Source organism: Agromyces cavernae, assembly GCF_021044935.1.
In the GTDB taxonomy this organism is placed as follows: domain Bacteria; phylum Actinomycetota; class Actinomycetes; order Actinomycetales; family Microbacteriaceae; genus Agromyces; species Agromyces cavernae.
Window position 1 is genome coordinate 830,795 of record NZ_JAJNMP010000001.1, and the last position, 24,781, is coordinate 855,575.

Below are 24,781 nucleotides of genomic sequence, written 5' to 3' on the forward strand. Positions count from 1 at the left end.
GCTGATCAGGCGAGTGCGGTGACCACGTCGTCGGACGGCGGCTCGGCGGGGGCTTCCCAGGCGGGGAGCACGGGGAGTCCCTCGCCGCCCATCAGCAGCACGGCGACGTACGCGTAGATCATGAGCAGCATCGCGAGTGCCCCGAGCACCGCGCCGAGCCATCCGACCTGCACTCCGAGCCTTCCGCCGCCGAGTCGACGGTGTCGTGCCGCACCCGGCACGCCGGCGCCGATGGCGAGCGCGCCGAACATCGCGATCCAGGCGACGGCGGCCGGCCCGCGGCTGCCGATCGGCGCGAACAGGGCGAACAGCAGGGCGCCGGTGCCGAGCACCAGGCCCGTGAACGCGAGCAGCCCCGACCAGCCGGGCCCGTCGATGGCGTCGCCGCCCCACACCGGCGGTTCGCCGAGGCGCGGTGGCTCGTCATCGTGCGGGGGAGTCGTCATGCACCCATTCTCGCCGCATTCCGGTCGGGCGTCCCCGCCGCAGCGAAAGCCGTCGCGGCTGCGCGGCTACAGGTCGAGGACGTTCCAGACGATGTCGCCCCGGTCATCGGTCGTCGTGTGGTCGCGGCGGAAGCCGATCTTCTCGAGCACCCGGAACGACGGGGTGTTCCACGTGCGCACGGTCGACCAGAGTCGCTTCCTGCCGGTCGCCCGGGCCGCGTCGACGATGGCTGCGGCCGCCTCGGTGGCGTACCCGTTGCCGTGTGCCCTGCGAAGCAACTCGTAGGCGATCTCGGGCTCCTCGATGGTGGCGCGGCCGATGACGAGACCGCAGTAGCCCAGGAACTCATCTTCGCCGCGCCTGCGGAGCGTCATGCAGTGGATGCCTCGCCCTGGAGCGTTCTCGCGTGCCTCGCGGACCTCGTCGCGAGCCCCATCGAGGGTCGGCATCTCGTCGCCGCGCTCGCCGACGAGTTCGCGGTAGCCGGCGGCATCGACGTCGTCCCACAACGCGAGCGTCAGTCGTTCGGTCTCCAACGAGAAGGGCATCGGCTGGTACGGCATCGGGGCTCTTTCAGTTGCGGTGGGCGTGGAAACGGCGAGCGGATGCCGCGACTCGCGTCGCGGCATCCGCTCGGCCATTCGTGAGGAGCGCTCGTCAGACGCGCGCCCGGCTCGGTGCGCGGTCGGCCAGGGTGTCGGCGTCGAGTGCGAACAGGTCGTGCGACCCGGCGGTGACGGCTCCGACGAGGCCGGCGGCCTGGGGCAGCAGCTGCTCGGCGTAGAACCGGGCCAGCGGCAGCTGGGCCTCGGCGATGCCGTCGGCGTCGAGTCCGCGCGCGCCGAGCGCCGACTTCGCCATCAGCCAGCCGCCGACCACGAGCCCCCAGATGCGCAGGTAGGGGGTCGAGCCGCTGAGTGCCGAGTTGGGGTCGGTGGGGCCGGTGCGCAGCATGTACTTCGTCGTCTGCTCGAGCGTGTCGAGCTGCGCGTTCAGCTGGGTGCGGATCGACGCGAACTCCTCGCCGGCGGCGGCCAGCTCGCCGTCGAGCTCGCGCATGGAGGCGATGAACTCGAGGGCCGAGGCGCCATCGCGCACGGGAAGCTTGCGGCCGACGAGGTCGGCGGCCTGGATGCCGTTCGTGCCCTCGTAGATCGCGGCGATGCGCACGTCACGGTAGTGCTGGGCGGCGCCCGTCTCCTCGATGAAGCCCATGCCGCCGTGGATCTGCAGCGCGAGCGACGTGAGCTCGTTGCCGAGGTCGGTGCCGAACGACTTGCAGATGGGCGTGAGCAGCCCGACGATCTCGTCGGCGCGGGTGCGAGTCGCGGCATCGGGGTGGTGGGTCGAGATGTCGACGTTCACGGCGTTCAGCAGCATCATGCGACGCAGGGCGGCGATGTAGGCCTTCTGCGTCATGAGCATGCGGCGCACGTCGGGGAAGTCGATGATGGGCGAGGATTCGGTGGCGCCGATCGCGCGACCCTGCTTGCGCTCCTTCGCGTACTCGAGCGACTGCTGGTAGGCGCGCTCCGCGACGGCGAGGCCCTGCGTGCCGACCGAGAGTCGGGCGCTGTTCATCATGACGAACATGATGCGCATGCCGATGTTCTCGTCGCCGACGAGGTAGCCCGTGGCGTCCTCGTACGACAGCACGCACGTCGGGGAGCCGTGGATGCCCATCTTGTGCTCGACGCCCACGGTGTGCACACCGTTGCGCTCGCCGAGCGAGCCGTCGTCGTTCACGAGGAACTTGGGCACGATGAAGATCGAGATGCCCTTGGTGCCGGCCGGCGCATCGGGGGTGCGCGCGAGCACGAGGTGCACGATCTGCTCGCTCAGGTCGTGGTCGCCGAACGTGATGAAGATCTTCTGCCCGGTGATGCCGTAGGTGCCGTCGGCGCGCTTCACGGCCTTCGTGGTGAGGGCGCCCACGTCGGAGCCGGCGTGAGGCTCGGTGAGGTTCATGGTGCCGGCCCACTCGCCGCTGACCATCTTGGGCAGCCACTGCTGCTTCTGCTCGTCGGTGCCGTAGCCCAGGAGCGCCTCGATCGCGCCCTGGGTGAGCAGGGGAGCGAGGGAGAACGCCATGTTGGCCTCCATCTCGAGCTCCTGCAGGGCGAGCCCGACGGTGCGGGGGAACCCGCCGCCGCCGTACTCCTCGGGCAGGGGAACCGAGCCCCAGCCGGCGTCGACGAACGCGGCGTAGGCCTCTTTGAAGCCGGTCGGCGTGGTGACGGTGCCGTCGGCGTTGAGCCGCGACCCCTCGAGGTCGCCTGCGCGGTTGGTCGGGGCGACGACTTCGGCCATGAAGTCACCGGCCTCGGAGAGGACCTCGACGACGGTGTCGAGGTCGGCGTGTTCGAAGCCCGGGAGCTGTGCGATCTGGTCGTATCCGACGACGCGCTCGAGGGCGAACGCGAGGTCGGCGACGGGAGGACGGAATTCACTCATTCTCGCAGCCTAACCCGGGAAATCTTGCGCGAGGTGGGATCCTTCGGGTTCGACTCATGCGTGCGCCCCGGTGGCGGCGCGCGTTGTGTCATCCCACAATTCGACGCCGCGAGTCAGTGCTCCGTCGGGTGATCGATCCGCGCGCCGACGTCACGCCTTGACGAGGCCGAGCGCGATGAGGCTCTCGGCCGAGGCGATGATGGCGTCTTCGGTGGGGATCGGGTCCCAGTGCAGCAGTCGCCTCGCCTTCTCGTGCGATGCGCCCTGGCGGCGGTCGATCTGCGGCACGACTGCACGCAGGTCGGCGTTGACGAGCGCACCCGCACGCACGAGCCAGCGGGGGAGCACCCGCGTGGGCACGCGCCTCGCGTCGGCGCCGAGGCGTTCATGCAGCAACGTCGCGAGCTCGTGGAAGGTGATGGGGTCTCCCGCGACCGCGAGGAACCGCTGGCCTGCGGCATCTGGATGGGTCATCGCGCGCACGTGCAGTTCGGCGACATCGCGCACATCGACTCCGGTGGTCGTGCCCGGGGGCACCACCGGTGACCGTCCGTTGAGCAGGGAGCGCAGCAGCTCGACCGAGGTCGACAACGCGGATCCGAGCGCCGGGCCGAAGACCGGCACCGGGTTGACCACCGCGAGTTCGAGGCCGCCGCCGTCGCGCCCGACGAACTCCCAGGCGGCGCGCTCGGCGACCGTCTTCGACTTCACGTAGGCGGTGAGGTTCGGGTTCGACAGGTCGGTCCAGTCGTCCTCGGTGAACGGACGCCCCGGATCGGCGCCGTACCCGATCGCGGCGAACGACGAGGTCTGCACGACCCGCTCGACTCCCGCATCGCGCGCGGCCCGGAGCACCCGCAGCACGCCGTCGCGAGCCGGGGCGACGAGGTCGTCGTGATCCTTCGGCTGGCGCATCGGGAACGGCGAGGCCACGTGCAGCACGAACGAGGCGCCGTCGACGGCCGCGGGCCATCCGTCGTCCTGTAATAGATCGGCCCTGACGAACTCGATGGCCGACGGTTCGGCGCCGCCGGTGCGCACCATCTCGCGCACCTCGTCGGCACGGTCGAGCGAGCGCACTGAGGTGCGCACGCGATGCCCCGCCTCGAGCAGCTGCACGATGCAGTGCGCGGCGATGAATCCCGTGCCGCCGGTGACCAGTACGAGTTCTCGGCTCACGAAGCCTCCCGGGGTCGGACTCTACTCCGAGTGCGTCGGGACCGGGGGAGGAGCCGGCGCCGACGAGGGGTCCCGCCCCGGGCTGCGCGAGATTCGTGCCGCGCAACCCGAGGCTCGTGCCGTGTCGGGGTCAGGCCGCCGGCCGCTCCTCGACCTCGACGACGGCGCGCAGTCCGTCGACGAGCGGCGTCGTCGGGCGGCCGATGAGGCGCGACAGGGTGCCGTCGGTGTCGGCGAGCACGCCGCGGCGGATCCCGTCGTCGAGCGCTGCCACGAACCCGGCGATGCCCGCGTCGAGGCCCGCACCCTCGAGCGCGGTGACGTGCTCGTCGCGAGTGAGGCGCTGGTAGACGACGTCACGGCCGAGAACCGCGGATGCCGCTGCGGCGAGCTCGTCGTAGTCGAACGCCGCGTCGCCGCCGAGCTCGTAGACCCGCCCCAGGTGCCCGTCTTCGAGCAGCACGGTCGCGGCGGCCGCAGCGAAGTCGGCCCGGGTGGCGCCGGCCACGCGACCGTCGCCCACGGATGCGGCGATGATTCCGGTCGAGGCGGCGCGCGAGACATCCGCTGCGTAGTTCTCGAGGTACCAGTTGTTGCGCAGGATCACCGCGGGCACGCCCGAGGCGGCGATGCCCTCTTCGGTGGCCTTGTGATCGGGCGCGAGCGCGAGGTCGGCGGTGCTCGCCTTCGCGACGCTCGTGTAGACGAGCTTGGCGACGCCCGCGGCCTTCGCGGCGTCGATCACGTTCTGATGGCCGGCCGCGCGCTTGCCCGGTTCGGATCCCGAGATGAGCAGCACGGTGTCGACCCCGTCGAGCGCGGCCGCGATGGTCTCGGGGCGGTCGTAGTCGAGTACGGCGGTGCGGATGCCTCGTGCCGCGAGCGGCTCGATCTTGGCGGTGTCGCGGGCGGTTGCGACGAGGTCTGCGGGCGCGGCGCCGCGCTCGAGCAGGGCCTCGACGACGAGGGAGCCGAGCTGGCCGCTGGCGGCGGTGACGAGAATGGTCATGGGCGAGATCCTTTCGGTGGGTTCCTTCACCGAGGCCAACCCCACGCCGCTCACCAACCTTCCCTCGTGAAGGTACCCACTTCTTGGTAAGGTACCTACATGGTGGTAAGTCTTGCGCAGATACGGGAGCGATCCGGCGAAGTCTTCGTCGAAGGTTGCCCCACACGGGTCGTGCTCGATCACATCATGAGCAAGTGGGGCGTGCTCGTCCTCCTCGCGCTGACCGACGGCACGCATCGCTGGGGCGAGCTGCGCCGCGAGGTCGAGGGCATCAGCGAGAAGATGCTCGCATCGACACTGCGCACGCTCGAGGCCGACGGCCTGGTCGCCCGCACGTCGTACCCCGAGGTTCCGCCGCGGGTCGAGTACGCGCTGACCGACCGCGGCGACGATCTCATGCGGCACATGCTGCCCCTCGTCGAGTGGGTCGCGCGCGAAGCCGACGGCATCGTGGCGCGGTAGCCGTTCACGGCAGCTCGCCTGGCGTGCGAGGTTCAGTCGGGTGCGGCGAGCAGGGCTGACATGCGGTAGGGAATGACCTCGCGCAGGAACAGGCTCGTCGAGGTGCGCACGATGCCGGGACAGAGCCGGATCTCTTCGCTCACCCGGTACAGGTCGTCGGGAGTGCGGGCCACGACGCGCAGCAGCAGGTCGTCGTCGCCGGCCGGCGCGAAGCATTCGAGCACCTCGGGAATGAGCTTGAGGGCCTCGATCGCGTCGTGGATGAGGTGCTGGTCGAGCTCGGCCCGCACCGACGCGGCGATGCCCCGGCCGAGCGAGTCGGGCCGCACGCGGCTGCTGTTGGCGCGCAGGAGGCCCGATGCCGCGAGCTTGTCGAGCCGGCTCTGCACGGTCGCCCGGGCGAGCCCCAGCCGCTGCGCGATGACCACCGTGGGCAGGCGCGGGTCGTCGTCGAGTTCGACGAGGATGCGCCGGTCCGTGGCATCCAACCTGACATCCAGCTTGCTCAATATGAACCTCCGCTCGCTCGAAACTCTCCCCGGAATCTTACAATCTGACTAGTTGAATCACCGTAGGTTGTCCCGATTGCAGAGCCTTGTTATCAATGACTGTACACATCAGGTGAGGCGGTCACGAGCTGCCGAACCCCGAGGCCGATCCGGCGGCGCACCCCGTCGGCGGATCGCGATCCGCCCCACCGGCGATCCTCCGGTGTTCGCCCAGGACTCGAGCGGATGCCGCGGCACCAGGCTGCGGCATCCGCTCGTCTTCTCTTCCTGCCGACCTGCCTGCTGTCTTGCCTCGCTCGCCGCTGCGACCCACCGCAGCTCAGGAGAATGGGCGTCATCCGTGTCCCACGGCGAGGATGGAGGCCATTCTCCTCAGTTGCGCCGAGGCGCTGATGACCGGGCATGCGCCCGCGTGCCCCGGCCGCTACGCTCGCGAACGATGGAGCACACACTCGAGAACCCGTTCGTCGTGGAGTTCCCGCTGCGCGGCGAAGGATGGATGGCCGTCACGACGCCCGCCCACCGCGTGCCGAGCCACGGCACCGATATGCTCGGCCAGCGCTACGCCTACGACCTGCTCGTGGTCGACGCCCGCAAGGGCGTGCACTACCACCCGGCCGGCACCCTGCGCGGCGCGCTCTTCGGCGGGCGCACGAGGGAGTCGTACGCGTGGGGCGCGCCGATCCACGCGCCGTTCGACGCCGAGGTCGTGAAGGCGTCCGATGGGATGGGCGAGCGGGAGTGGATCCATCCGGCTCGCGAGCTCGCGCACGCGGTGAAGAACGCCGTGACGTTCACGCCCGAGAAGCTGCCGTCGATCCTCGGCAACCACGTGGTGCTGCGCTCGCTCGAATCGACCGACGTCTACGCCGGCTTCGCGCACCTCGCGCCGGGCACGGTCGCGGTGGCCGAGGGCGAGCGCGTGTCGACGGGCGACCTCCTCGGCAACGTCGGACACACCGGCAACTCCACCGCACCGCACCTGCACTTCCAACTGATGGACTCGCCCGACCTGCTGACGGCGAAGGGCATCCCCTGCGCGTTCCGCGCCTACGAGGTGCGGCGCGATGGCGCGTGGGTGCGCGTCGCGAACGGGGTGCCCGGTCGCCGCGAGCGAATCCGGTCGGTCGAACTGCCGGCTCGCTGAGTTCAGCAGATCGTCGCGTTCAGTCGGCGTTCGCTGCGTGCTCAGCCCGCGATGGGTGCCTTCAGGCGGCGGTGGGTGCCTTCGGCCGGCGTGGGTACCTTCAGCCGGCGCAGAGACCGAGGTACGGATGCCGCCCCCCAATCGGCACCCGCAACCCGGTGGTCTCTGCGGCAGTCGGTTGCAACCCTGGGCGGTTGGTCCCGTGTCCGGTATCCCGCGATTCAGACGCTAGTCGACGCGAACGCGATCGGGCAGCCCCCGAACGGGTAATTCCACGGTCGTCCGGGCGCGACCCGCGCGATCACGCGGCGGAAGGGTCGCCCACCCCAGAAGTGGGCACGGTGTCCGGTCGGGCGTGGCGCATCGTGCCGGGGCGCCGGCGAACGCGGGGCGAGGACCGCGTGTCGAGGCCGGAATCCCGGTGCCCCGTGGCGCAGGAAGGGCGGACGTCAGTCGAGCGAGGCCGCGAACTCGCGGACGCGGGCCGCCATCTCGTCGGGCACCTCGGCGACGGTGAAGTGCCCGCCCTCGGCGAGACGATCGAACACGCGCAGGTCGAGGTAATGCCGACGTGCGAGCGACTCGGGATACCCGCGCTCGTGCCGCTGGATGAACACCGCCGCCGGCACGGACGTGGGCGGGATCGGGTCGGGCTGGTCGGCACCCTCGTAGTACGGGCGGAACGACGAGCCGATCGTCTGGGTGGCCCAGTAGATCATCGCCTCGGTGAGGATCTGTTCGCGCGAGATGCGCTGCTCGACCGCGCGGGGGTCTCCCGCTGGGACGTCGCTCCACTCGACGAGCTTCTCGGTGATCCACGCGAGCAGGCCCACCGGTGAGTCGTTGAGCCCGACCGCGAGGGTGTCTGGCCGGGTGCCTTGTACGTGCCCGTAGGCGCCGTCGGGCCCGCCCCGGGCGGCGAGGTCGTCGAAGAACGCCCGCTCCGCGACATCGGTCAGCGCGTCGCGCTCGTCGCCCGTGGGGAAGTGCGCATGCGTCGCGATGATGCCCGCGACGTGGTCGGGGTAGCGCGCCGCGATGAGATCGCTGACGTTCGCCGTGACGTCTTCGCCGTACGTGAGGTAACGCGAATACCCGAGCACGTCGGTCATGAGCGCGTGCATGGTCGCTGCCAGCCGCGTCTCGGTCATCGCACCCTCGGCATACGGCGACGAGAACGCGAACCCCGGCAGGCTCGCCACGACGACGTGGAAGTCGGGCAGCCGGTCGGCGAAGTCGAGCTGCAGGGCGAACGTGTGGGGCCAGCCGTGCATCACGAGCAGAGCCGGTGCGTCGGCTCGCTCGGATCGCTGGTGCACGAAGTGCACCGCGGCGTCGCCGATCTGAGCGACGAACTGCGGATGCCCGTTGAGCCAGGCCTCACGCGCACGCCAGTCCCAATCGACCCATGAGTCGACGAGCTCGCGCAGGTACCCGCTGCTCATGCCCGAGGCCGGCTTGCGCGGCGAGTCGGGCAGCAGCCTCGTGCGCGCGAGACGTGTGCGCAGGTCGTCGAGGACCTCGTCGGAGACGTGCAGTTCGAAGGGCTCGATCGCGGTCATGCCGCGACACTACGACGGCCCGCCGACACGAGGTCGGCTGCACGGTGCCCGAAGCCGGATGCCGCTCCACATCGTTGGCGGTAACCTTGCGCATCATCTTGATCGCGCCATGCACCGAGGAGACCCGATGACCCGCAGGAATCACCGCGTCGCCGTGCTCGTGCTCGAAGGTGCGAAGCCCCTCGACGTCGGCATCCCGGCGCAGGTGTTCAGCACCCGGCAGAGCATGCCGTACGAGGTTCGCGCGTGCGGCGCCACGCCAGGTCCTGTGACCGGTGGCGACGGCCTGTCGTACCACGTGGCCGACGGCCTCGAGGCGCTCGAGTGGGCTGAGACGATCTTCATCCCCGGCTACCGCCACCCTGATCGGGAGGACCCGCCGTCGGCCGTGGTCGCCGCACTCCGCGCCGCGCACGGTCGAGGTGCGCGGCTCGCCGCCATCTCGACAGGCGCCTTCGCGCTCGCCGCGACCGGACTGCTCGATGGTCTTCGCGCCACGACGCACTGGCACTATACGAAGGCGCTCGCGGCGAGGCATCCGCTCGTTCGCGTCGACGAGAACGTGCTCTTCGTCGACGAGGGCGACGTGCTGACGTCGGCGGGCGCGGCATCCGGCATCGACCTGTGCCTGCACCTCGTTCGACGCGACCACGGCGTCGGCCTGTCGAATCACGTCGCTCGCCGACTCGTGGCTGCGCCCTATCGCAGCGGCGGCCAGGCGCAGTACGTGCCGCGAAGCGTTCCCGAGCCGCTCGGCGAACGCTTCGCCGCGACCCGCGAGTGGGCGCTCGCCCGGCTCGGGGAACCGCTCACGCTCACCGACCTCGCGCGGAACGCGAGCGTCTCGCCGCGCACGTTCTCGCGTCGCTTCGTCGAGGACACCGGCTACACGCCGATGCAGTGGATCCTGCGCGCCCGCGTCGACCTCGGCCGTGAGCTGCTCGAGCGCACCGACCTGGGTGTCGAGCAAGTCGCGGACCGCGTCGGCCTGGGCACGGGTGCCAACCTGCGGCTGCACTTCCAGCGCATCCTCGGCACGTCGCCGAGCGAGTACCGACATACCTTCGTGCGGCCGGCCGGATGAACCAGGGCAGCGGCTTGGCGTGATGCTTGCGCCCACTGTCGTTCCAGCCACTGTCGAGTCGGTGCGCCAGCGGGGATCGTGGACGGGAACGAAAGGAACCACCTTCATGACCCGCATCGCCGTCAACGGATTCGGCCGCATTGGCCGCAACGTCGTCCGCGCACTCGTCGAGCGCGACGCCGACCTCGAACTCGTCGCCGTGAACGACCTCACCGACCCCGCAGCTCTCGCCCGCCTGCTGAAGTACGACACGGTCGGCGGCCGCTTCGGCCGCGAGGTCGCGGTCGACGGCGACACGCTCGTCATCGACGGCCGCCGCGTCAAGGTGCTCGCCGAGCGCGACCCCGCGAAGCTGCCGTGGGGCGAGCTCGGGGTCGACCTCGTGCTCGAGTCGACCGGGCGGTTCACCGACGCCGAGGCCGCGCGCGCCCACGTGGCCGCAGGCGCGAAGAAGGTGCTCGTGAGCGCCCCGGCGACCGGTGCCGATGTGACCCTCGCCTACGGCGTCAACACCGATGCATACGACGCCGACGAGCACGAGATCGTCTCGAACGCGTCCTGCACCACGAACGCCCTCGCGCCGCTCGCGAAGGTGCTCGACGACCTCGCCGGCATCGAGCACGGCTTCATGACCACCGTGCACGCCTACACGCAGGACCAGAGCCTGCAGGACGGCCCCCACTCCGACGCACGCCGCGCGCGCGCCGCCGCCGAGAACATCGTGCCCGCCTCGACCGGAGCCGCGAAGGCCATCGGCCTCGTGCTCCCGAACCTCGAAGGCAAGCTCAACGGCGATGCGATGCGCGTGCCCGTTCCGGTCGGCTCGATCGTCGAGCTCAACGCGACCGTCGCGAAGGACGTCACGCGCGACGAGGTGCTCGCGGCGTACCGCACCGCCGCGTCGAACGGGCTCGCGGGCGTGCTCGAGTACTCCGAGGAGCCGCTCGTCTCGAGCGACATCGTCGGCAACCCGCACTCGTCGATCTTCGACGCCGCGCTCACCCGCGTCGACGGCAAGCACGTCAAGGTCGTGGCCTGGTACGACAACGAGTGGGGCTTCTCGAACCGCGTGATCGACACGCTCGAGCTGCTCGCGAAGGGCTGATCGGCGGCGACGCCGCGCGCACCGTGAGCGCGGCGTCGCCGTGTCAAGGTCTACGATTTTACGCCTTGATCAGGGATGTTGCCATTCTCGGCCCAAATCGAGGCTCTGACTCCCGCGGCTCATCCGGTTCTCGATGGTGATCGGTGCAGCCGAAATACTCGGTGGCACGGTCCTTGGGCAGGTAGCGAGCCATGATGGCGGTAGATTCGCGAGAAGGGACCACACGCCCGCTGTTGGACGGCTGACGGTCTGCTCGGCCTCGGGAGACCGCACCCAGTTCGGCGGTCGTACTCTTCCGGGCCCGTCTCATGGGAGAGGGCCAGCGCTCGCATCGCGTGGTGACGAGGCGGCACAGTGTGCCTGCCTCGCTATCTAGATTCTGTCGGGAATTTTGGGAACGGGCCTAAGCGTGAAGTCCCACGCCCTAGGGCCATGCGAGGGCATCCTGCGGGTTTAGAGTTTGGCCCTGGCGCGCGATTTAGCCGGATGCCCCACAAGTCTCTTAGCTCGCGGATTTTCGCGCCGCGGGTGCCTGGGACTTCGGCTCTGCTGTTCACGTCACAGGTGCGTCGTCCCGCTCCCAGTCCACGGGCAAGTGAAGAGCGATAGCCGTATCGAACCAGTCGGCATCGCCCGGCCAAGCATCGGGTGCGTCTGCGCTCGAATACAGATACTCGCGGCGGGAGCCATCCCTACCGCCGACACCCAGCACCCAACCGCTCGGCAGCCGACGCCAGGCCCGCCAATTCTGGTGGTCATCGGTTACCTCGACGACGATGCCGTGCGCGTCTGGCAACCCCCACCGCGAGGCGGGCTGGATCACCATCTCGGTGAGGTCATCCCAGTAGCGGTTGCCGAGTCCCTTGAAGCGGTTCTCCTGAGCCGTCCAAATCATGCCTCGGAGCGCGCCCTTCGTCCCATCGAATTCGCGTCGGTCGAGCTGCGCCCCGTCGCCATCCGCGCCGGGCTCACCTGCCATCACCTTGAGCCGCGCCCGCCGTTCCCGCTCGCGAGCCTCACGATTCAGCACATCATGCCGAAAGGCACGCATCTCAGCCAGCGCCCCCCGCACGGTCGACGTGCGGCTCACCTTCTTTTGGTACGGGCCAGTGAACGCAGCCGCCCATCGAAGGCGGAGGTGAAGGCCGACCACAACGGCGAGCACAGCGCGCTTCTGCGCGGGCGGCTTCCATATGCGCCGCATTCGCGTCGCTGCCGTCTCAACGGCCGCGAAGAAGGCGAGCCCGTAGAAGAAGCCGAACATCGAAAGAGGCAGCCAGACAGACAGCGCGAGCTCCATCTGCGTCGCTCCCCAGTCGCGTTCATTCGCTGTTAGTACGAGACGCGTCGTAGTCCAAATGAAGAGGCCAACGACGACGATGACTAGCGGCACGCTGAGGCATCCAGCGAGGATCTTGCTATTCGGACTGAGGCCGGCCGCAGCGATCACGATGACGACCACGAAGAGCGCGAACTGGAGAACCAGTTCGGGTAGGAGGTCGAGTGGCTCAAGGTTGAGATAGAACGCGAGCAGTGATGACAACGCCACCGTCTCGAGAACGATCTTGCGAAGGATCGCACCACCCGATTTCGCGTTGACGACCGCAAGCAGGACTGGGAATCCGACCGTCAGTACGATCAGACTGGAGTCCTTCAAAAGTGCGACGTCCCAGAGATCGATGCGCCATGCCATGAAGATCGACGCGACACACCACACCAAAAAGAGGCCGAATACGGCGAGAACCTTCGATGAGGCGGCGGCGCGGACTACGCCGCCCGCGGCAGGCAGCACGGTTCGCCGCATCGAGGGAATGGCAAGGATCAGGGCGATCCCCAATCCGATGAGTATGAGGGTCGCGATCTCGCGATTGTTCAGCACGGGTGGCCTCCGGGCCGAACGCTACCGGATGAGTGCATCGGGCAGATCTCGCGACTGCGCGTCAGATGTCCTCCCCCGAACGAGGGTATTTCCACCGTTGCTCGCGGCTCATAGCGTGGCTATTGGTGCTCCGCGTTCTCGCGGAGCACTTTTGCTACGAGAGGAACGCCCGATGACAAACCCTGCCGCTTCGCCACCCGCTGGATGGTACAACGACGGCCATGGGCGTCAGCGATGGTGGGATGGAACTCAGTGGACCGAGCACTTCGCGCCTGTCGCCGCGCCGCAGCCCACGCACACGGCGGGCCCGATGACGGCCAGCCAACTCAACGTCAAGCGTGAGGTCGTCTACAACCGCCACCAGAAGGGGCACAGCATCATCCTCCACTTGCTCTTCGGCGTGTTCATCCTCTGGGTCAATGTCATCTACATCTCGGTGAGCCCAAACCACTACTGGCACACCTGATCCCCTCACGTCCGCCAGCGGCGGGTGTCAGCCGCGGCATACACCGTCGATCAAGTGGACGGAGGGGCATATGGAGTGCCAGTTTGAGGGGGTTGGAACCTGCTCTTTGGTCTCGTCATCGGCGCGGCGGGCGGCTGCGCTGTTGGCTGGAAGCTCGCGATGCGCAAGGCATCGCAGCGCCAACGCGCCGGCGACAACGCCCAGCAGTTCCAAGCCGGCCGAGACATCGGGAATGTGAAGAACGGGTGACCGGCAGGCAGTCGCGACGCGCGTTCGCGTTCTGCCTACGGCGCGACGGATCAGTGAGCAGCGAGTAGAGCGCGCGCCACTCGTCCTCGGGCCTTGCCGACGATCTCAGCGCGGCAGTCGGCCTCCTTACGATCGGCGCCGAGCCCGGCGCCCTCGCGATCGCGCGAGATGCGCGGGTAGATCGCCGCCCTGATGTGCTTAGCCATCGTTCACCGCCTCCGAGCAAATGCTCACTTCGTCGGCGTATCGCTCGGGGTACTTCAGTACGAAGAAGGCGCAGCGGCTAATGGAGGCGTACTCCTCGTCCCACTGGTCGATGAAGGTGCGCTCACCGACGTTGTCGAGCCATCGTTCGCATGCCACCTCGGCAGTCTGCAGAATCTGCCCGCCGTTGCCGTCAGAAACCTCCGAGGGCTCGGGATTCGCCCAAATGCACCACTCCCAGGCCGTATCGAAGGCGCTGGTGGTCGGCTGCGCGGTCGGCGTCGGCTTGTGCTCCGCCGCTGCGGTGCAGCCGGTCAAGGCTAGGGCGATGATCGCCAGAGCGACTGGGAAGGTCTTGGCCAGAGGGCTCGATGTCGTCACAATGTAGATTATCTGGCCTTGATCTGTCTCGCTCTGCCTCCGGCAGCGTGAGGCGAGCGGATGTCCCGCCGCGAGCCATCCCTCAGCGGTCGGCAGGAATTCGCGGTGTTACGGCAGCACCGTGACGCTCGGGTGTCGGTGGCGGGAAGCAGAATGGGCAGGTGACTCGACGTGGGCTGATCCTCTTCGTCGCGCTCGGCATCGCCTGGGGCATCCCGTACCTGTTCATCAAGGTCGCGGTCAGCGAGCTTGAGCCGGCGATGGTGGTGCTCGCACGGTCGGGCCTCGCGGCACTCCTGCTGCTGCCGCTCGCGTTCTTCCGGCGCGAGGTGGTGCAGGTGGTGCGCCGCTGGAAGCCGATGCTGGCCTACACGATCGTCGAGATCATCCTCCCGTGGTACTTCCTGAGCGCGGCCGAGCAGCGCCTGCCGAGTTCGACCGCGGGCCTGCTGCTCGCCACGGTGCCGCTCGCCGGTGTCGGCATCGCGTTCGCGATGGGCCGACCCGAGCGGCTCTCCCGGTCGAACTGGCTCGGCATCGCGATCGGAATGCTGGGCGTCGCGGCGCTCGTCGGCCTCGACATCGCGGGCTCCGACCTGATCGCCGTCGCCCAGATGGCGGTCGTCGTCGTCGGCTATGCCCTGGGCCCGGCGATCCTCGCCCGGTGGATGTCCGATCTCCCGGGCGTCGGAGTCGTCGCCGTCTCGCTCGCCGCGACCGCCGTCGTCTACGTGCCGTTCGTGCTCTTCACGGGCGCGTGGCCGACCGTGTGGCCGTCGGAGGCGGTCGTGGTGTCGATCGTCGTGCTCGCCGTGGTCTGCAGCGCCCTCGCGTTCCTGCTCATGGTGGCGCTCGTGGCTGAGATCGGTCCCGTCAAGGCGACGGCGATCACGTACGTCAATCCCGCCGTCGCCATCATCGCGGGCGTCGCCGTGCTCGGCGAGCGCATCACCGTGTGGACCCTCGTCGGGTTCGTGTTCGTGCTCGCCGGTTCCTACCTGGTGACGCGGAAGCGGCGCGAGCCGGTCGCAGCCGAGGGTCCCGAAGAGGCGTGCGCCGAGCAGGATGCGTCGCTCTCGGCGGCGCGGCTTCGGTCGAGCGAGGTCGACTCGCCGTAGCCGCCCGGCCGATCCCCCGTTCAGCCGGGGATGCCGGCCGCGAGCTCTGCGAACACGTCGCCGACGTCGTCGCGCAGCGCGAGCGGCGCCGACTGCCCCATCCACAGCGATTGCAGGTCGGCGCGCCCCTGCCGGATCGCTTCGGTACGGAACCTGCCGGTCATCCAGTTCTGCACGGGGAACGGCGCGATGACGCCGGCGTCTTCGATCTCGTGGATGGCGCGGTTGGCTGCGCCGCGCGCGAGGCGGCCGCTCATCGCGCGAGTGAGCACGGTGTCGTGCGCCGCGGTCGTGCTGATCGCCTCACGGTGGGCGTCGTTCGTCGCCGATTGCCGCGTGCGCAGCAACGCGGTGCCCACCTGCACGCCGGCAGCACCGAGCGCGAACGCCGCCGCGACACCGCGCCGATCGGCGATGCCGCCAGCGGCGATCACGGGCACTGAGACGGCGTCGACGACCTGCGGGATCAGCGAGATCGAGCCCACGAGCGACTGCTCGGGCGGCCGCAGGAACGACACTCGGTGCCCGCCGGCCTCGAGCCCGGTCGCGACGATCGCATCCACGCCACTCGCGTCGAGCGCCGCCGCCTCGTCGACCGACGTCGCCGTGGCCACCAGGCGGATGCCGCGGGCTCTCGCACCCTCGACCACATCGGCCGGCGGCACGCCGAACACGAAGCTCGCCACCGCGGGCCGCGCCTCGAGCACCGCATCCCACTGCTCTGCGAATGACGGGAGGTACTGCGCAGGCGGCTCGGTCGGCACCGGGAGACCGACCTCGTCGAAGAACGGCCGCAAGGCCTCACGCGCGGCCTCGAAGCCGCCGGGCGCGAGCGGGGCATCGGTCGGGTCATCCGTCAGCGGGAGCCACACGTTGAGGTTGAACGGTCGGCTCGTGACCGCGCGGATCGCGGCCGCCGTCTCGAGGATGCGGCCGGCGTCGTAGCCGTAGAGTCCGAACGAGCCGAGCCCGCCGAGTTCGCTCACCCCGGCGGTCAGTTCGACCGACGAGAGCCCGCCGAACGGCCCGAGCACGATCGGACGATCGATGCCGAGCATCGCCGTGAGGTCGTCGGTGCGGTCGGTCATGTCGCTCCTCCATGCTCGGAGATTCCACGATACGCCCGGCGTCGGTCGGTGATCCGAGCGCGTCTGGGAGCCGTGATGTTGAGCCGTGCTACGCCGACTTACGGCGTGTTTCGGGCGCCCTCCAACAGCCACCGACGGCTTCCTAGCATTCGGGAAAACGCTTCACGCAACTTCCCTACGAAAGGACTCGCCTCCATGCCACGTCAACTCCATCGAACCGCGGCAGTCGCCGTCGCCGCGGCACTCGCCCTCGGCGGCCTCGCCGCAGCCCCGACCATCGCGTACTCCGCTGACGACGATGCAGTGCGCCTCTTCACGCTCGATGCCGCTGACGCGGCATCGGTCTCAGACCTCGACGTCGTCGAAGCGGGTGACGGCGACATCGTCGTGCTCGGCGACGCGAGCACCGGTGACGCGCTCGAGGACCGCGGGATCGAGCCGCTCGCGGTCGAGCTCTATGGCGACTCGATCACCGCCGACGCGTCGCGTGCGTCCCGACTCGCGGCGACCGCGTATCCCGTGCCCGAACGGCTCGCCGGAACGGACTACGAGACGTACTTCGGCGGGTACCGCACCGTCGACTCATACGAGCAGTTCGCGCACGACCTCGCCGGTGCGTACCCCGAGGTGGCCGAGCTCGTCGACTTCGGCGACTCCTGGTTGAAGACGCAGGGCCGGGGTGGTCACGACCTGCTCGCCCTGCGACTCACGGCCGACGTCGAGGAGCAGCCGGCGCCGACCGACGGGCAGGAGGGCCGCCCGCGGTTCGTACTCGTCGCGCAGGCGCACGCGCGTGAGGTGATCACGAGCGAGCTCGCGTGGCGCTATGCGACCGAACTGCTCGACGGGTACGGAACGGACCCGCAGATCACCTCGCTGCTCGACAGCACCGAGGTCTGGATCAACTTCCAGAACAACCCCGACGGCATCGAGATCGTCGAGGATGCCCTCGCCACTGCGCCGGTGAACGCCGCCGGCGACGCGACGCCGCCGAGCACCTCGAAGGCGTGGCAGCGCAAGAACCTCGATGATGCGCTGTTCAACCCGACGAGCGGCAACTGGAGCAGCCAGCAGCCGGGCGTCGACCTGAACCGCAACTGGGGCTTCCACTGGGGCGAGGCGTCGTCGAGCGCTAACCCGACCTCGGCGACCTACCGTGGTACGGCGCCGCACTCCGAGCCCGAGATCGACGCACTCTCAGGCCTCCTCACCGACCTGTTCGGCGAGTACCCGGCCGAGACTGAGTCGCCCGCTCCGTCGGACCGGACCGGCACGTACGTGAACCTGCACTCGTACTCCGACTACGTCATCTATCCGTACGCGTACTCGGCGGCGGCGAACGTCCCGAACCTCGCACCGATCAAGGCGAACGCGTTCCGCCAGTCATATGCCAGCGGATTCAACACCGGCAAGGCCGGCGAGATCCTCTACGACAACTCGGGCAACGACATCGACTGGATCTACTCGCAGCTCGGCGTGCCCGCCTACACCTACGAGATCGGCACGTCCCGCACCGGCGGATTCTTCCCCGCGTACAGCCGGGTCGACGCCTTCTGGAACAGCGTCGGTCCCGGCATCCGATTCGCGGCGGAGGCATCGTACGAGCCGTACACCGCGGCACTCGGCGGCATCGTGGAGGACCTCGTCGTCGAACGGGGCGAGGGCGGTTCGGTGAAGGTCACGGGCGTCGCGAGCGATGACCGCTACGGTGCCAACCCCAGCTCGCTGATCCGCCGCCCCGCGATCACCGACATCGTCGCCGTCGAGGCGGCCCTCGCCGTCGACCGTGCCGGCATCGACGAGACGGTTCCCCTGACGCTCGCGGGAAGCGGCAGCACGGTCGGCTTCTCGGGCAGCATCCCGGTGACGGCCGACACCGCCGAGGCGCGCAGCCTCTTCGTGCGCTCGAAGAACGGCAGCGGCGAGTGGGGTCCGTGGCAGAGCGCCACCGTACCCCTCGTCGAGACGACGACGACGGTGACGAACACGGGGCGGGCCTTCACCGCGGCCGTGACGCCGAGCAGCACCGGCCCGGTGGCCACGGCCGGCACCGTGCAGTTCACGCTCGACGACGTGCCGGTCGGTGCTCCCGTGCCCGTCAAGCACGGCGTGGCGCGCACGGCGATCCCGGCGCACCTCGGCGACGGCGTCGTGACCGCAGGGTACAGCGGCGACGGCTACTACGCGACGAGCGCCGGCAGCGGCGCCGCCGGTCGCGGCTCGTCGCGCTGAGCGAGCCGACGAGCGCATCGCGCCGGTGGGTGATCCCCGCCGGCGCGATGTCGTTCGTGCCGGATTCATCGACGATGTCGATCCGACCCGACTCCCGTTCGACGTCCAGAATGAGAGGCGGAGAGACCGGCTCTGGAGAACACAGGAGATCGTCATGCGCACGCTCATCGTCACCGAATTCATCACCCTCGACGGCATCGTCGACTCGCCCGGCGGTGGGTCGCACCCGCGGGCCGGCTGGACGTTCAAGGAGGTCGACTTCGTCGAGGAGGCCTACGCGATCAAGGGGCGCGAGCAGCTCGAGGCCGAGGCCATGCTCATCGGGCGGGTCAGCTACGACGAGTTCGCCCCCGTCTGGCCGACCATGGAGGAAGAGTTCGCCGAGTACAACGCCATGCCGAAGTACGTCGTGTCGACCACCCTCTCCGACCCCGAGTGGAACAACACCTCGGTGCTCCGCTCGATCGACGAGGTCGCGCAGCTCAAGCAGGGCGACGGCGGCCCGATCATCGTGCACGGCAGCGCGACCCTCGCCCAGGCGCTGGGCGAAGCCGGGCTGGTCGACCGATACCACCTGCTCGTCTTCCCCGTCGCGCTCGGCGAGGGCAAGCGCCTCTTCAGCGGTCGCGAGGCGGGCAGGCTGGCGCTCGTCGAGCACGAGGCCTACTCGAACGGGGTCGTCAAGACGGTCTACGACGTCGTGCGGTGAGCACCGCGTCCGCAGGACGCTTCCAGAATCCGAACGACAGTTCCCCCTCATCGAATGAGGGGGAATTGTCATGTCTGAAGCGACGGATGTCGCGCGCCCCGGATGCGCCGAAGTATTTCGAAATCGCTCCGCGCAACCTGTCGAATTCGCCCCATCTCGTTCGACGCATGAGTAGAGGCACCCCGCTTCTGAAGCATCAGCTCCCACGAAGGAGACAGAATCATGTCAACACCCCGGGCACTCCGGCCGCTACGCAACCCGGCCTACCGGTGGCTTGCCGCCGCGCTCGTGTCGTCGCTGGTCGGTTCCGGCATCTGGATGGTCGCGCTGGTCTGGCAGATCGTCGCGATCGGCGGCGGTGCGGCCGAGCTCTCATTGGTCGCCGGCGCTTCGGCGATCGGGATGCTGCTGACCACGTTGCTCGGTGGTGCACTGGCCGACCGCATCTCGCAGCGGCGCATCCTGCTCGTGGTCGAGGTCGTCCGCGCGGCGAGCGTGGGTTTCGTCGCACTGACGTCGCTGACCGGTGGCCTGGCGGTGTGGCAGCTCACGGCGGTCGCGTTCGTCGGCGGCGTGATGGCCGGGCTCTACTACCCGGCGTACTCGGCCCTGCTGCCCAGCGTGGTGCCCGAGGACCAGTTGCTCGCCGCCAACGGCTTCGAGGGCATGGCCCGGCCGGTGCTCATGCAGGCCGGCGGCCCGGCCCTCGCGAGCGGGCTCATCGCGATCTCGTCGCCGGGCGCCGCGCTCGCCGTGACCGCCCTGACCGGTGTCGTCGCGGCGGTCTGCATCCTCAAGGTTCCCGAGACGCCGGCGCGCGTCGAGCAGGCAGGCGGCGAGCAGGGCAGCCCCGAGTCGGCGACCGTCGGGCAGCGGCATCCGGCCATCGCACTGCTCCTCGACGTGCGCGAGGGCTTCGTCTACATGGTGCGCACCCCGTGGCTGCTCGGCACCCTGACGTTCGCATCGCTGCTGATCCTGCTCATCATGGGACCGTTCGAGGTGCTCGTCCCGTTCGTGATCAAGGACACCGCCGGCGGCGGCCCCGAGGAGCACGCGCTGATCCTCGCGGCGTTCGGCATCGGCGGCGCGGTCGGATCGATGGTCGTCGCATCGCTCAAGCTGCCGCGTCGCTACCTGACCGTGATGAACCTGCTGTGGGCGTTCGGATGCCTCCCGCTCGCGGTCTTCGGACTGACCGACCGGATCTGGGTGATGGCGATCGCCGCCTTCGCCGTCGGCGCGGCGTTCAACGGGGGCGTCGTGATCTGGGGAACGCTGCTGCAGCGCCGGGTGCCCGCGCACATGCTCGGTCGTGTCTCGAGCCTCGACTTCTTCGTGTCGCTCGCGTTCATGCCCGTGTCGATGGCGTTCGCCGGCCCCGCGGGCGAGTCGCTCGGGCTGCCGGTCGTGTTCCTCATCGCGGGCATCGCGCCGCTCGTGATCGGGATCGTCGCGATCATCGCGGCACGGATGACCCGCGACGAGGTCGCCCACCCGCTCGCCTCGGACGACGAGGAAGCGCTCGAGGCCGCTGACGAGGAAGCGCTCGACGCCACGCGCGACGAGGCGTTCGCCGTCGCCTGATCCCATGTGGCCGCTCGCAACGACCAGGAGTACCCTCCCGCGTGTGGACATCGAAGTCGTACGCACGTCGCCGCTCGTCCGGCGCATCCGCGAATCGGTGATCGGCGACGACCAGGTCATGCCGGGCCCATACGGCCCGCGCCGCGTCACCTATGCCGACTACACGGCGTCGGGCCGGGCACTGAGCTTCATCGAGGATTTCATCCGCGACGAGGTGCTGCCGCGCTACGCGAACACGCACACCGAATCGAGCGGCACCGGGTTGCAGACGACGCGACTGCGCGAGGACGCGAGGGCGATCATCCGGGACGCGGTCGGGGGTGATGACGACACGGTCGTCATCTTCACCGGGTCGGGCAGCACGGGCGCGATCGACAAGCTGGTCGGGATGCTGGGACTCCGGGTTCCGGCGGAGCTCGCCGACCGGTATCACCTCGGCGACGGGATCCCCGCGGCCGAACGACCGGTGGTGTTCATCGGGCCGTTCGAGCACCACTCGAACGAACTCCCGTGGCGCGAGTCGATCGCCGACGTGGTCGTCATCCCGCAGGACGTCGACGGGCACATCGACTGCGACATCCTCGAGGCCGAGCTCGTCCGTCACGACGAGCGGCCGCTCAAGATCGGCTCGTTCTCGGCGGCGAGCAACGTCACGGGCATCGTGAGCGACACCCCTCGAATCTCGGCGCTGCTGCACGAGCACGGTGCACTGTCGTTCTGGGACTTCGCCGCGGCCGCGCCGTACGTCGACATCGAGATGTATCACGGGCCGGTCGAGGCGGCGCTGGCGTCGGGGGAGTACAAGGACGCGATCTTCCTCAGCCCGCACAAGTTCATCGGCGGGCCGAGCACTCCCGGCGTGCTCGTGGTGCGGCGCGAGCTCGCACACAATCGGGTGCCCGACGTGCCGGGCGGCGGCACCGTGCTCTACGTGAATCCCACCGAGCACCGCTATCTCGACGACATCGCGCAGCGCGAGGAGGGCGGCACACCCGCGATCGTCGAGGCGATACGTTCCGGCCTCGTATTCGGGCTGAAGGACGCGGTCGGCGTCGACACCATCAGAGCCCTCGAGCACGACTTCCTTCGCCGCGCGATCTCGGCCTGGCACGACGAGCCCACGCTCGAGGTACTCGGCAACCTCGACGCCGAGCGGCTCTCGATCGTGTCGTTCGTCGTGCGGGCGCCGAGCGGCCGCTACCTGCACCACAACTTCGTCGTGGCCCTGCTGAACGACCTGTTCGGCATCCAATCGCGCGGCGGATGCTCATGCGCGGGGCCGTACGGCCACCTGTTGCTCGGCATCGACATCGACCGCTCGCACGAGTTCGAGCGCGAGATCGCGCGCGGCTGCGAGGGCATCAAGCCCGGGTGGGTGCGCATCAACTTCAACTACTTCATCTCGCCGGTCGTGTTCGACTACCTCGTCGAGGCGGTGCGGCTCGTCGCCCGTGATGGTTGGCGCATGCTTCCCGACTACGTCTTCGAGCCCGAGACCGGCCTGTGGCGGCACCGGCGGGGCCCCGCCGAACCGCCACTGCGGCTGAGCCAGGTCGCGTACGACGAGGATGGCCGGCTCACGTATCCGCACCATGACGACCGTGCGCCAGAGGCGGCGCTGCGAGGCTACCTGGCTGAGGCCGAGGCGCGGTTCGCCGCGCGAGCGGCTGCGGACGCACCTGCCGCCGACCCCTCCGGCGACGGCGACCTCCCCGGCCTCTCCGACGACTTCGAGCACCTGCGATGGTTCGACCTGCCCGTGGAGTGCCTCACGCGGTGACGTCGCCCGCAACGCAGGTGTCGAGTCCATCTCAAATTTTTTGCTGCGGTATACCCCCCGTTGTGGATACGTTGGGTCCATTGGTCGGCCTTCTGGGGCCGCGAGCGTCACGACGTCGTGCCCGCTCGCCTGTCGGAGGGCATCGATCGCGGAAGAAGCGAGAAGAGAGGGCACTACCGATGAGATCCATCCAACGTCCCGTGCGATGGCGCCGACGCGCACTCGCCGCAGCCGGAGCACTCGTGCTCGGCGCCTCCCTGGTGACCGCCACCGCGGCCTCCGCCCAAGACGATCCTCGCGAGAACCTCCCACCGGGGTACCTCGGCGCGGTGACCGCCACGAGCAACATCGACCTGCTGGCGAGCCTGCCTCGCGTCGCGCCGTTCGACGCGCCTCCCGGCAACTTCGGGTTCGTCAACTCCGACCTCGCGTTCAGCGGTGACAACGCCATCGTCGGCAACTTCAACGGTTTCCAGGTCTACGACGTCTCCGATCCGGCCGCGCCGACGCTGCAGTCGTCCTTCGTGTGTCCGGGTGGCCAGGGTGACGTGTCGGTCTTCGGCGACCTGCTGTTCATGTCGGTCGAAGAGACGCGCGGACGCATCGACTGCGGCTCGCAGGGTGCGCCCGGCGCGGTCAACCTCGAGCGCTTCCGCGGCGTGCGCATCTTCGACATCAGCGACATCGACAACCCGGTGCAGCTGCCGGGCGTGCAGACCTGTCGCGGATCGCACACGCACACGCTCGTGACCGACCCCGAGGACCCCGACAACATCTACATCTACAACTCGGGTACGGCGGGAGTCCGTTCGCCGCTGGAGCTCCCGGGCTGTGAGAATGCTGCGCTGACCACCGACCCGGTGACCACGGGCAACCCCACGCAGTGGCGCATCGACGTCATCAAGGTGCCGCTCGCGGCGCCCCAGACGGCGGCGGTCGTGAGCCAGCCGCGGATCTTCACGAACCCCGACACCGGCGCGTTCAACGGCCTGCAGAACACGCTCCCCGGGACGGCGCTGCACCCGAGCGGCACGGTGTACAGCCCGACGCCCAACACGAACACGTGCCACGACGTCACGGCGTTCCCCGAGATCGGGCTCCTCGCTGGCGCGTGCCAGGGCAACGGCCTCCTCGTCGACATCTCCGATCCGGTGAACCCGGTTCGGATCGACGCGGTCTCCGACCCGAACTTCTCGTACTGGCACTCGGCGACGTTCAACAACGACGGCACCAAGGTCATCTTCACCGACGAGTGGGGCGGCGGCACGCAGCCACGATGCCGCGTGACCGACCAGCCCGAGTGGGGTGCGAACGCGCTCTTCGACATCGTCGACGGCAAGATGGAGTTCGCGAGCTACTACAAGCTCCCGGCGGTGCAGACCTCGCAGGAGAACTGCGTGGCGCACAACGGCTCGATCGTGCCGGTGCCGGGTCGCGACATCATGGTGCAGGCCTGGTATCAGGGTGGACTGTCGGTGATCGACTTCACCGACACGGCCGACCCGACCGAGATCGCGTTCCTCGACCGTGGTCCGATCAACACACCGAACCCGACGGGCCTGAACCTCGGCGGGTACTGGTCGACCTACTGGTACAACGGCAACGTGCACGGCAGTGAGATCGCGCGCGGGTTCGAGACGCTGGGGCTCACACCGAGCGACCAGATGTCGGTGAACGAGATCGCCGCAGCCGGCGAGATCCAGCTCGACGAATTCAACGCGCAGCTGCAGACGATGCTCGTGCATGCGCCGAGCTTCGCGGTCGCGCGGTCGTTCGTCGACCAGGCCGAGCGTGACGGCAGCCTGAGCGGAAACGCGCTGAAGCAGGTGAACAAGTCGATCGACCAGGCGGAGAAGCTCTCGGGCGGACCCGCGAGCGCCGCGTCGATCGAAGCGCACCTCGACAACGCGGCTCGCACGTCGGGCAAGCCGGCCGATTCGAACCTCGTGCAGGCGCTCGACGCGCTCGCCGCGACGTTCGGCTGATCACAGGCGGGGAGGTCGGCAGCTGCCGGCCTCCCCGCACATGAAGGTGCCCGGTGGTCATCGACCACCGGGCACCTTCGCGTGCGGGCTCGTGCGGCGCGATGCGATCTCGAGACGGCGCTTCGCGATCTCGAGAGGACGCTAC

Annotated in this window: 21 protein-coding genes; 11 read left to right on the forward strand and 10 right to left on the reverse strand. The window is 69.1% G+C overall.

Features of this window, described 5'->3' with window-relative positions; all coding sequences use genetic code 11:
• Positions 1-5 precede the first annotated feature (5 nt).
• From LQ757_RS03815 to LQ757_RS03835, 5 genes are all read right to left on the reverse strand, one after another.
• On the reverse strand, positions 6-446 hold the full coding sequence (locus LQ757_RS03815; RefSeq protein WP_231045870.1) for a hypothetical protein: 441 nt from the start codon (positions 444-446) through the stop codon (positions 6-8).
• 66 nt (positions 447-512) lie between these two features.
• Positions 513-1,010 (reverse strand): GNAT family N-acetyltransferase, encoded by a 498-nt coding sequence (locus LQ757_RS03820; protein ID WP_231045871.1) that lies wholly within the window; start codon positions 1,008-1,010, stop codon positions 513-515.
• A gap of 94 nt (positions 1,011-1,104) precedes the next feature.
• Complete coding sequence (locus tag LQ757_RS03825) at positions 1,105-2,901, reverse strand: acyl-CoA dehydrogenase family protein (protein ID WP_231045872.1); 1,797 nt, start codon at positions 2,899-2,901, stop codon at positions 1,105-1,107.
• A 150-nt stretch (positions 2,902-3,051) separates the two neighbouring features.
• Entirely contained in the window at positions 3,052-4,080 is a 1,029-nt protein-coding gene (locus LQ757_RS03830; RefSeq protein ID WP_231045873.1) for an SDR family oxidoreductase, read from the reverse strand.
• A 130-nt stretch (positions 4,081-4,210) separates the two neighbouring features.
• On the reverse strand, positions 4,211-5,089 hold the full coding sequence (locus LQ757_RS03835) for an SDR family oxidoreductase (protein ID WP_231045874.1): 879 nt from the start codon (positions 5,087-5,089) through the stop codon (positions 4,211-4,213).
• Positions 5,090-5,188: 99 nt separating this feature from the next.
• Here LQ757_RS03835 and LQ757_RS03840 point away from each other — a divergent pair, with 99 nt between their 5' ends.
• Positions 5,189-5,551: a winged helix-turn-helix transcriptional regulator gene (locus LQ757_RS03840; protein WP_231045875.1), complete on the forward strand. Its 363-nt coding sequence runs from the start codon at positions 5,189-5,191 to the stop codon at positions 5,549-5,551.
• Positions 5,552-5,583: 32 nt separating this feature from the next.
• Here LQ757_RS03840 and LQ757_RS03845 read toward each other — a convergent pair whose 3' ends face one another.
• Positions 5,584-6,039 carry an Lrp/AsnC family transcriptional regulator gene (locus tag LQ757_RS03845; RefSeq protein WP_231045876.1) on the reverse strand — a complete coding sequence of 152 codons (456 nt, stop codon included), beginning with the start codon at positions 6,037-6,039 and terminating at the stop codon, positions 5,584-5,586.
• A 460-nt stretch (positions 6,040-6,499) separates the two neighbouring features.
• Here LQ757_RS03845 and LQ757_RS03850 point away from each other — a divergent pair, with 460 nt between their 5' ends.
• Positions 6,500-7,207: a M23 family metallopeptidase gene (locus LQ757_RS03850; protein WP_231045877.1), complete on the forward strand. Its 708-nt coding sequence runs from the start codon at positions 6,500-6,502 to the stop codon at positions 7,205-7,207.
• Positions 7,208-7,656: 449 nt separating this feature from the next.
• On the opposite strand, the gene LQ757_RS03855 is transcribed toward LQ757_RS03850, so the two are convergent.
• Positions 7,657-8,769 (reverse strand): epoxide hydrolase family protein, encoded by a 1,113-nt coding sequence (locus LQ757_RS03855; RefSeq protein WP_231045878.1) that lies wholly within the window; start codon positions 8,767-8,769, stop codon positions 7,657-7,659.
• 127 nt (positions 8,770-8,896) lie between these two features.
• Between LQ757_RS03855 and LQ757_RS03860 the strand changes: the two genes are divergently transcribed.
• Both LQ757_RS03860 and gap read left to right on the forward strand, forming a co-directional pair.
• Complete coding sequence (locus tag LQ757_RS03860; protein WP_231045879.1) at positions 8,897-9,853, forward strand: GlxA family transcriptional regulator; 957 nt, start codon at positions 8,897-8,899, stop codon at positions 9,851-9,853.
• 106 nt (positions 9,854-9,959) lie between these two features.
• Complete coding sequence (gap, locus tag LQ757_RS03865) at positions 9,960-10,958, forward strand: type I glyceraldehyde-3-phosphate dehydrogenase (RefSeq protein WP_231045880.1); 999 nt, start codon at positions 9,960-9,962, stop codon at positions 10,956-10,958.
• A 553-nt stretch (positions 10,959-11,511) separates the two neighbouring features.
• On the opposite strand, the gene LQ757_RS03870 is transcribed toward gap, so the two are convergent.
• Positions 11,512-12,837 (reverse strand): hypothetical protein, encoded by a 1,326-nt coding sequence (locus tag LQ757_RS03870; protein WP_231045881.1) that lies wholly within the window; start codon positions 12,835-12,837, stop codon positions 11,512-11,514.
• A 172-nt stretch (positions 12,838-13,009) separates the two neighbouring features.
• Between LQ757_RS03870 and LQ757_RS19565 the strand changes: the two genes are divergently transcribed.
• Positions 13,010-13,303, forward strand: a complete 294-nt coding sequence (locus LQ757_RS19565) for a DUF2510 domain-containing protein (protein ID WP_504751181.1) — start codon at positions 13,010-13,012, stop codon at positions 13,301-13,303.
• 447 nt (positions 13,304-13,750) lie between these two features.
• Here the strand turns inward: LQ757_RS19565 and LQ757_RS03885 are convergent, their stop codons facing one another.
• Positions 13,751-14,137, reverse strand: a complete 387-nt coding sequence (locus LQ757_RS03885) for a hypothetical protein (RefSeq protein WP_231045882.1) — start codon at positions 14,135-14,137, stop codon at positions 13,751-13,753.
• A gap of 161 nt (positions 14,138-14,298) precedes the next feature.
• On the opposite strand from LQ757_RS03885, the gene LQ757_RS03890 reads away from it, so the two are divergent.
• Complete coding sequence (locus tag LQ757_RS03890; protein ID WP_231045883.1) at positions 14,299-15,255, forward strand: DMT family transporter; 957 nt, start codon at positions 14,299-14,301, stop codon at positions 15,253-15,255.
• A 20-nt stretch (positions 15,256-15,275) separates the two neighbouring features.
• Here LQ757_RS03890 and LQ757_RS03895 read toward each other — a convergent pair whose 3' ends face one another.
• Entirely contained in the window at positions 15,276-16,343 is a 1,068-nt protein-coding gene (locus tag LQ757_RS03895; protein WP_231045884.1) for an NAD(P)H-dependent flavin oxidoreductase, read from the reverse strand.
• Between the two features lie 195 nt (positions 16,344-16,538).
• Between LQ757_RS03895 and LQ757_RS03900 the strand changes: the two genes are divergently transcribed.
• The 5 genes from LQ757_RS03900 to LQ757_RS03920 all read left to right on the forward strand — a co-directional run bounded on the left by LQ757_RS03900 (position 16,539) and on the right by LQ757_RS03920 (position 24,636).
• Positions 16,539-18,575 (forward strand): M14 family metallopeptidase, encoded by a 2,037-nt coding sequence (locus tag LQ757_RS03900; RefSeq protein WP_231045885.1) that lies wholly within the window; start codon positions 16,539-16,541, stop codon positions 18,573-18,575.
• Positions 18,576-18,729: 154 nt separating this feature from the next.
• Positions 18,730-19,284, forward strand: coding sequence for a dihydrofolate reductase family protein (locus LQ757_RS03905; RefSeq protein ID WP_231045886.1), 555 nt, complete (start codon positions 18,730-18,732; stop codon positions 19,282-19,284).
• A gap of 222 nt (positions 19,285-19,506) precedes the next feature.
• Positions 19,507-20,871, forward strand: coding sequence for an MFS transporter (locus LQ757_RS03910; protein WP_231045887.1), 1,365 nt, complete (start codon positions 19,507-19,509; stop codon positions 20,869-20,871).
• Between the two features lie 43 nt (positions 20,872-20,914).
• Positions 20,915-22,651 (forward strand): aminotransferase class V-fold PLP-dependent enzyme, encoded by a 1,737-nt coding sequence (locus tag LQ757_RS03915; protein WP_231045888.1) that lies wholly within the window; start codon positions 20,915-20,917, stop codon positions 22,649-22,651.
• A 179-nt stretch (positions 22,652-22,830) separates the two neighbouring features.
• Positions 22,831-24,636, forward strand: coding sequence for an LVIVD repeat-containing protein (locus LQ757_RS03920; protein ID WP_231045889.1), 1,806 nt, complete (start codon positions 22,831-22,833; stop codon positions 24,634-24,636).
• Positions 24,637-24,781: the final 145 nt, after the last annotated feature.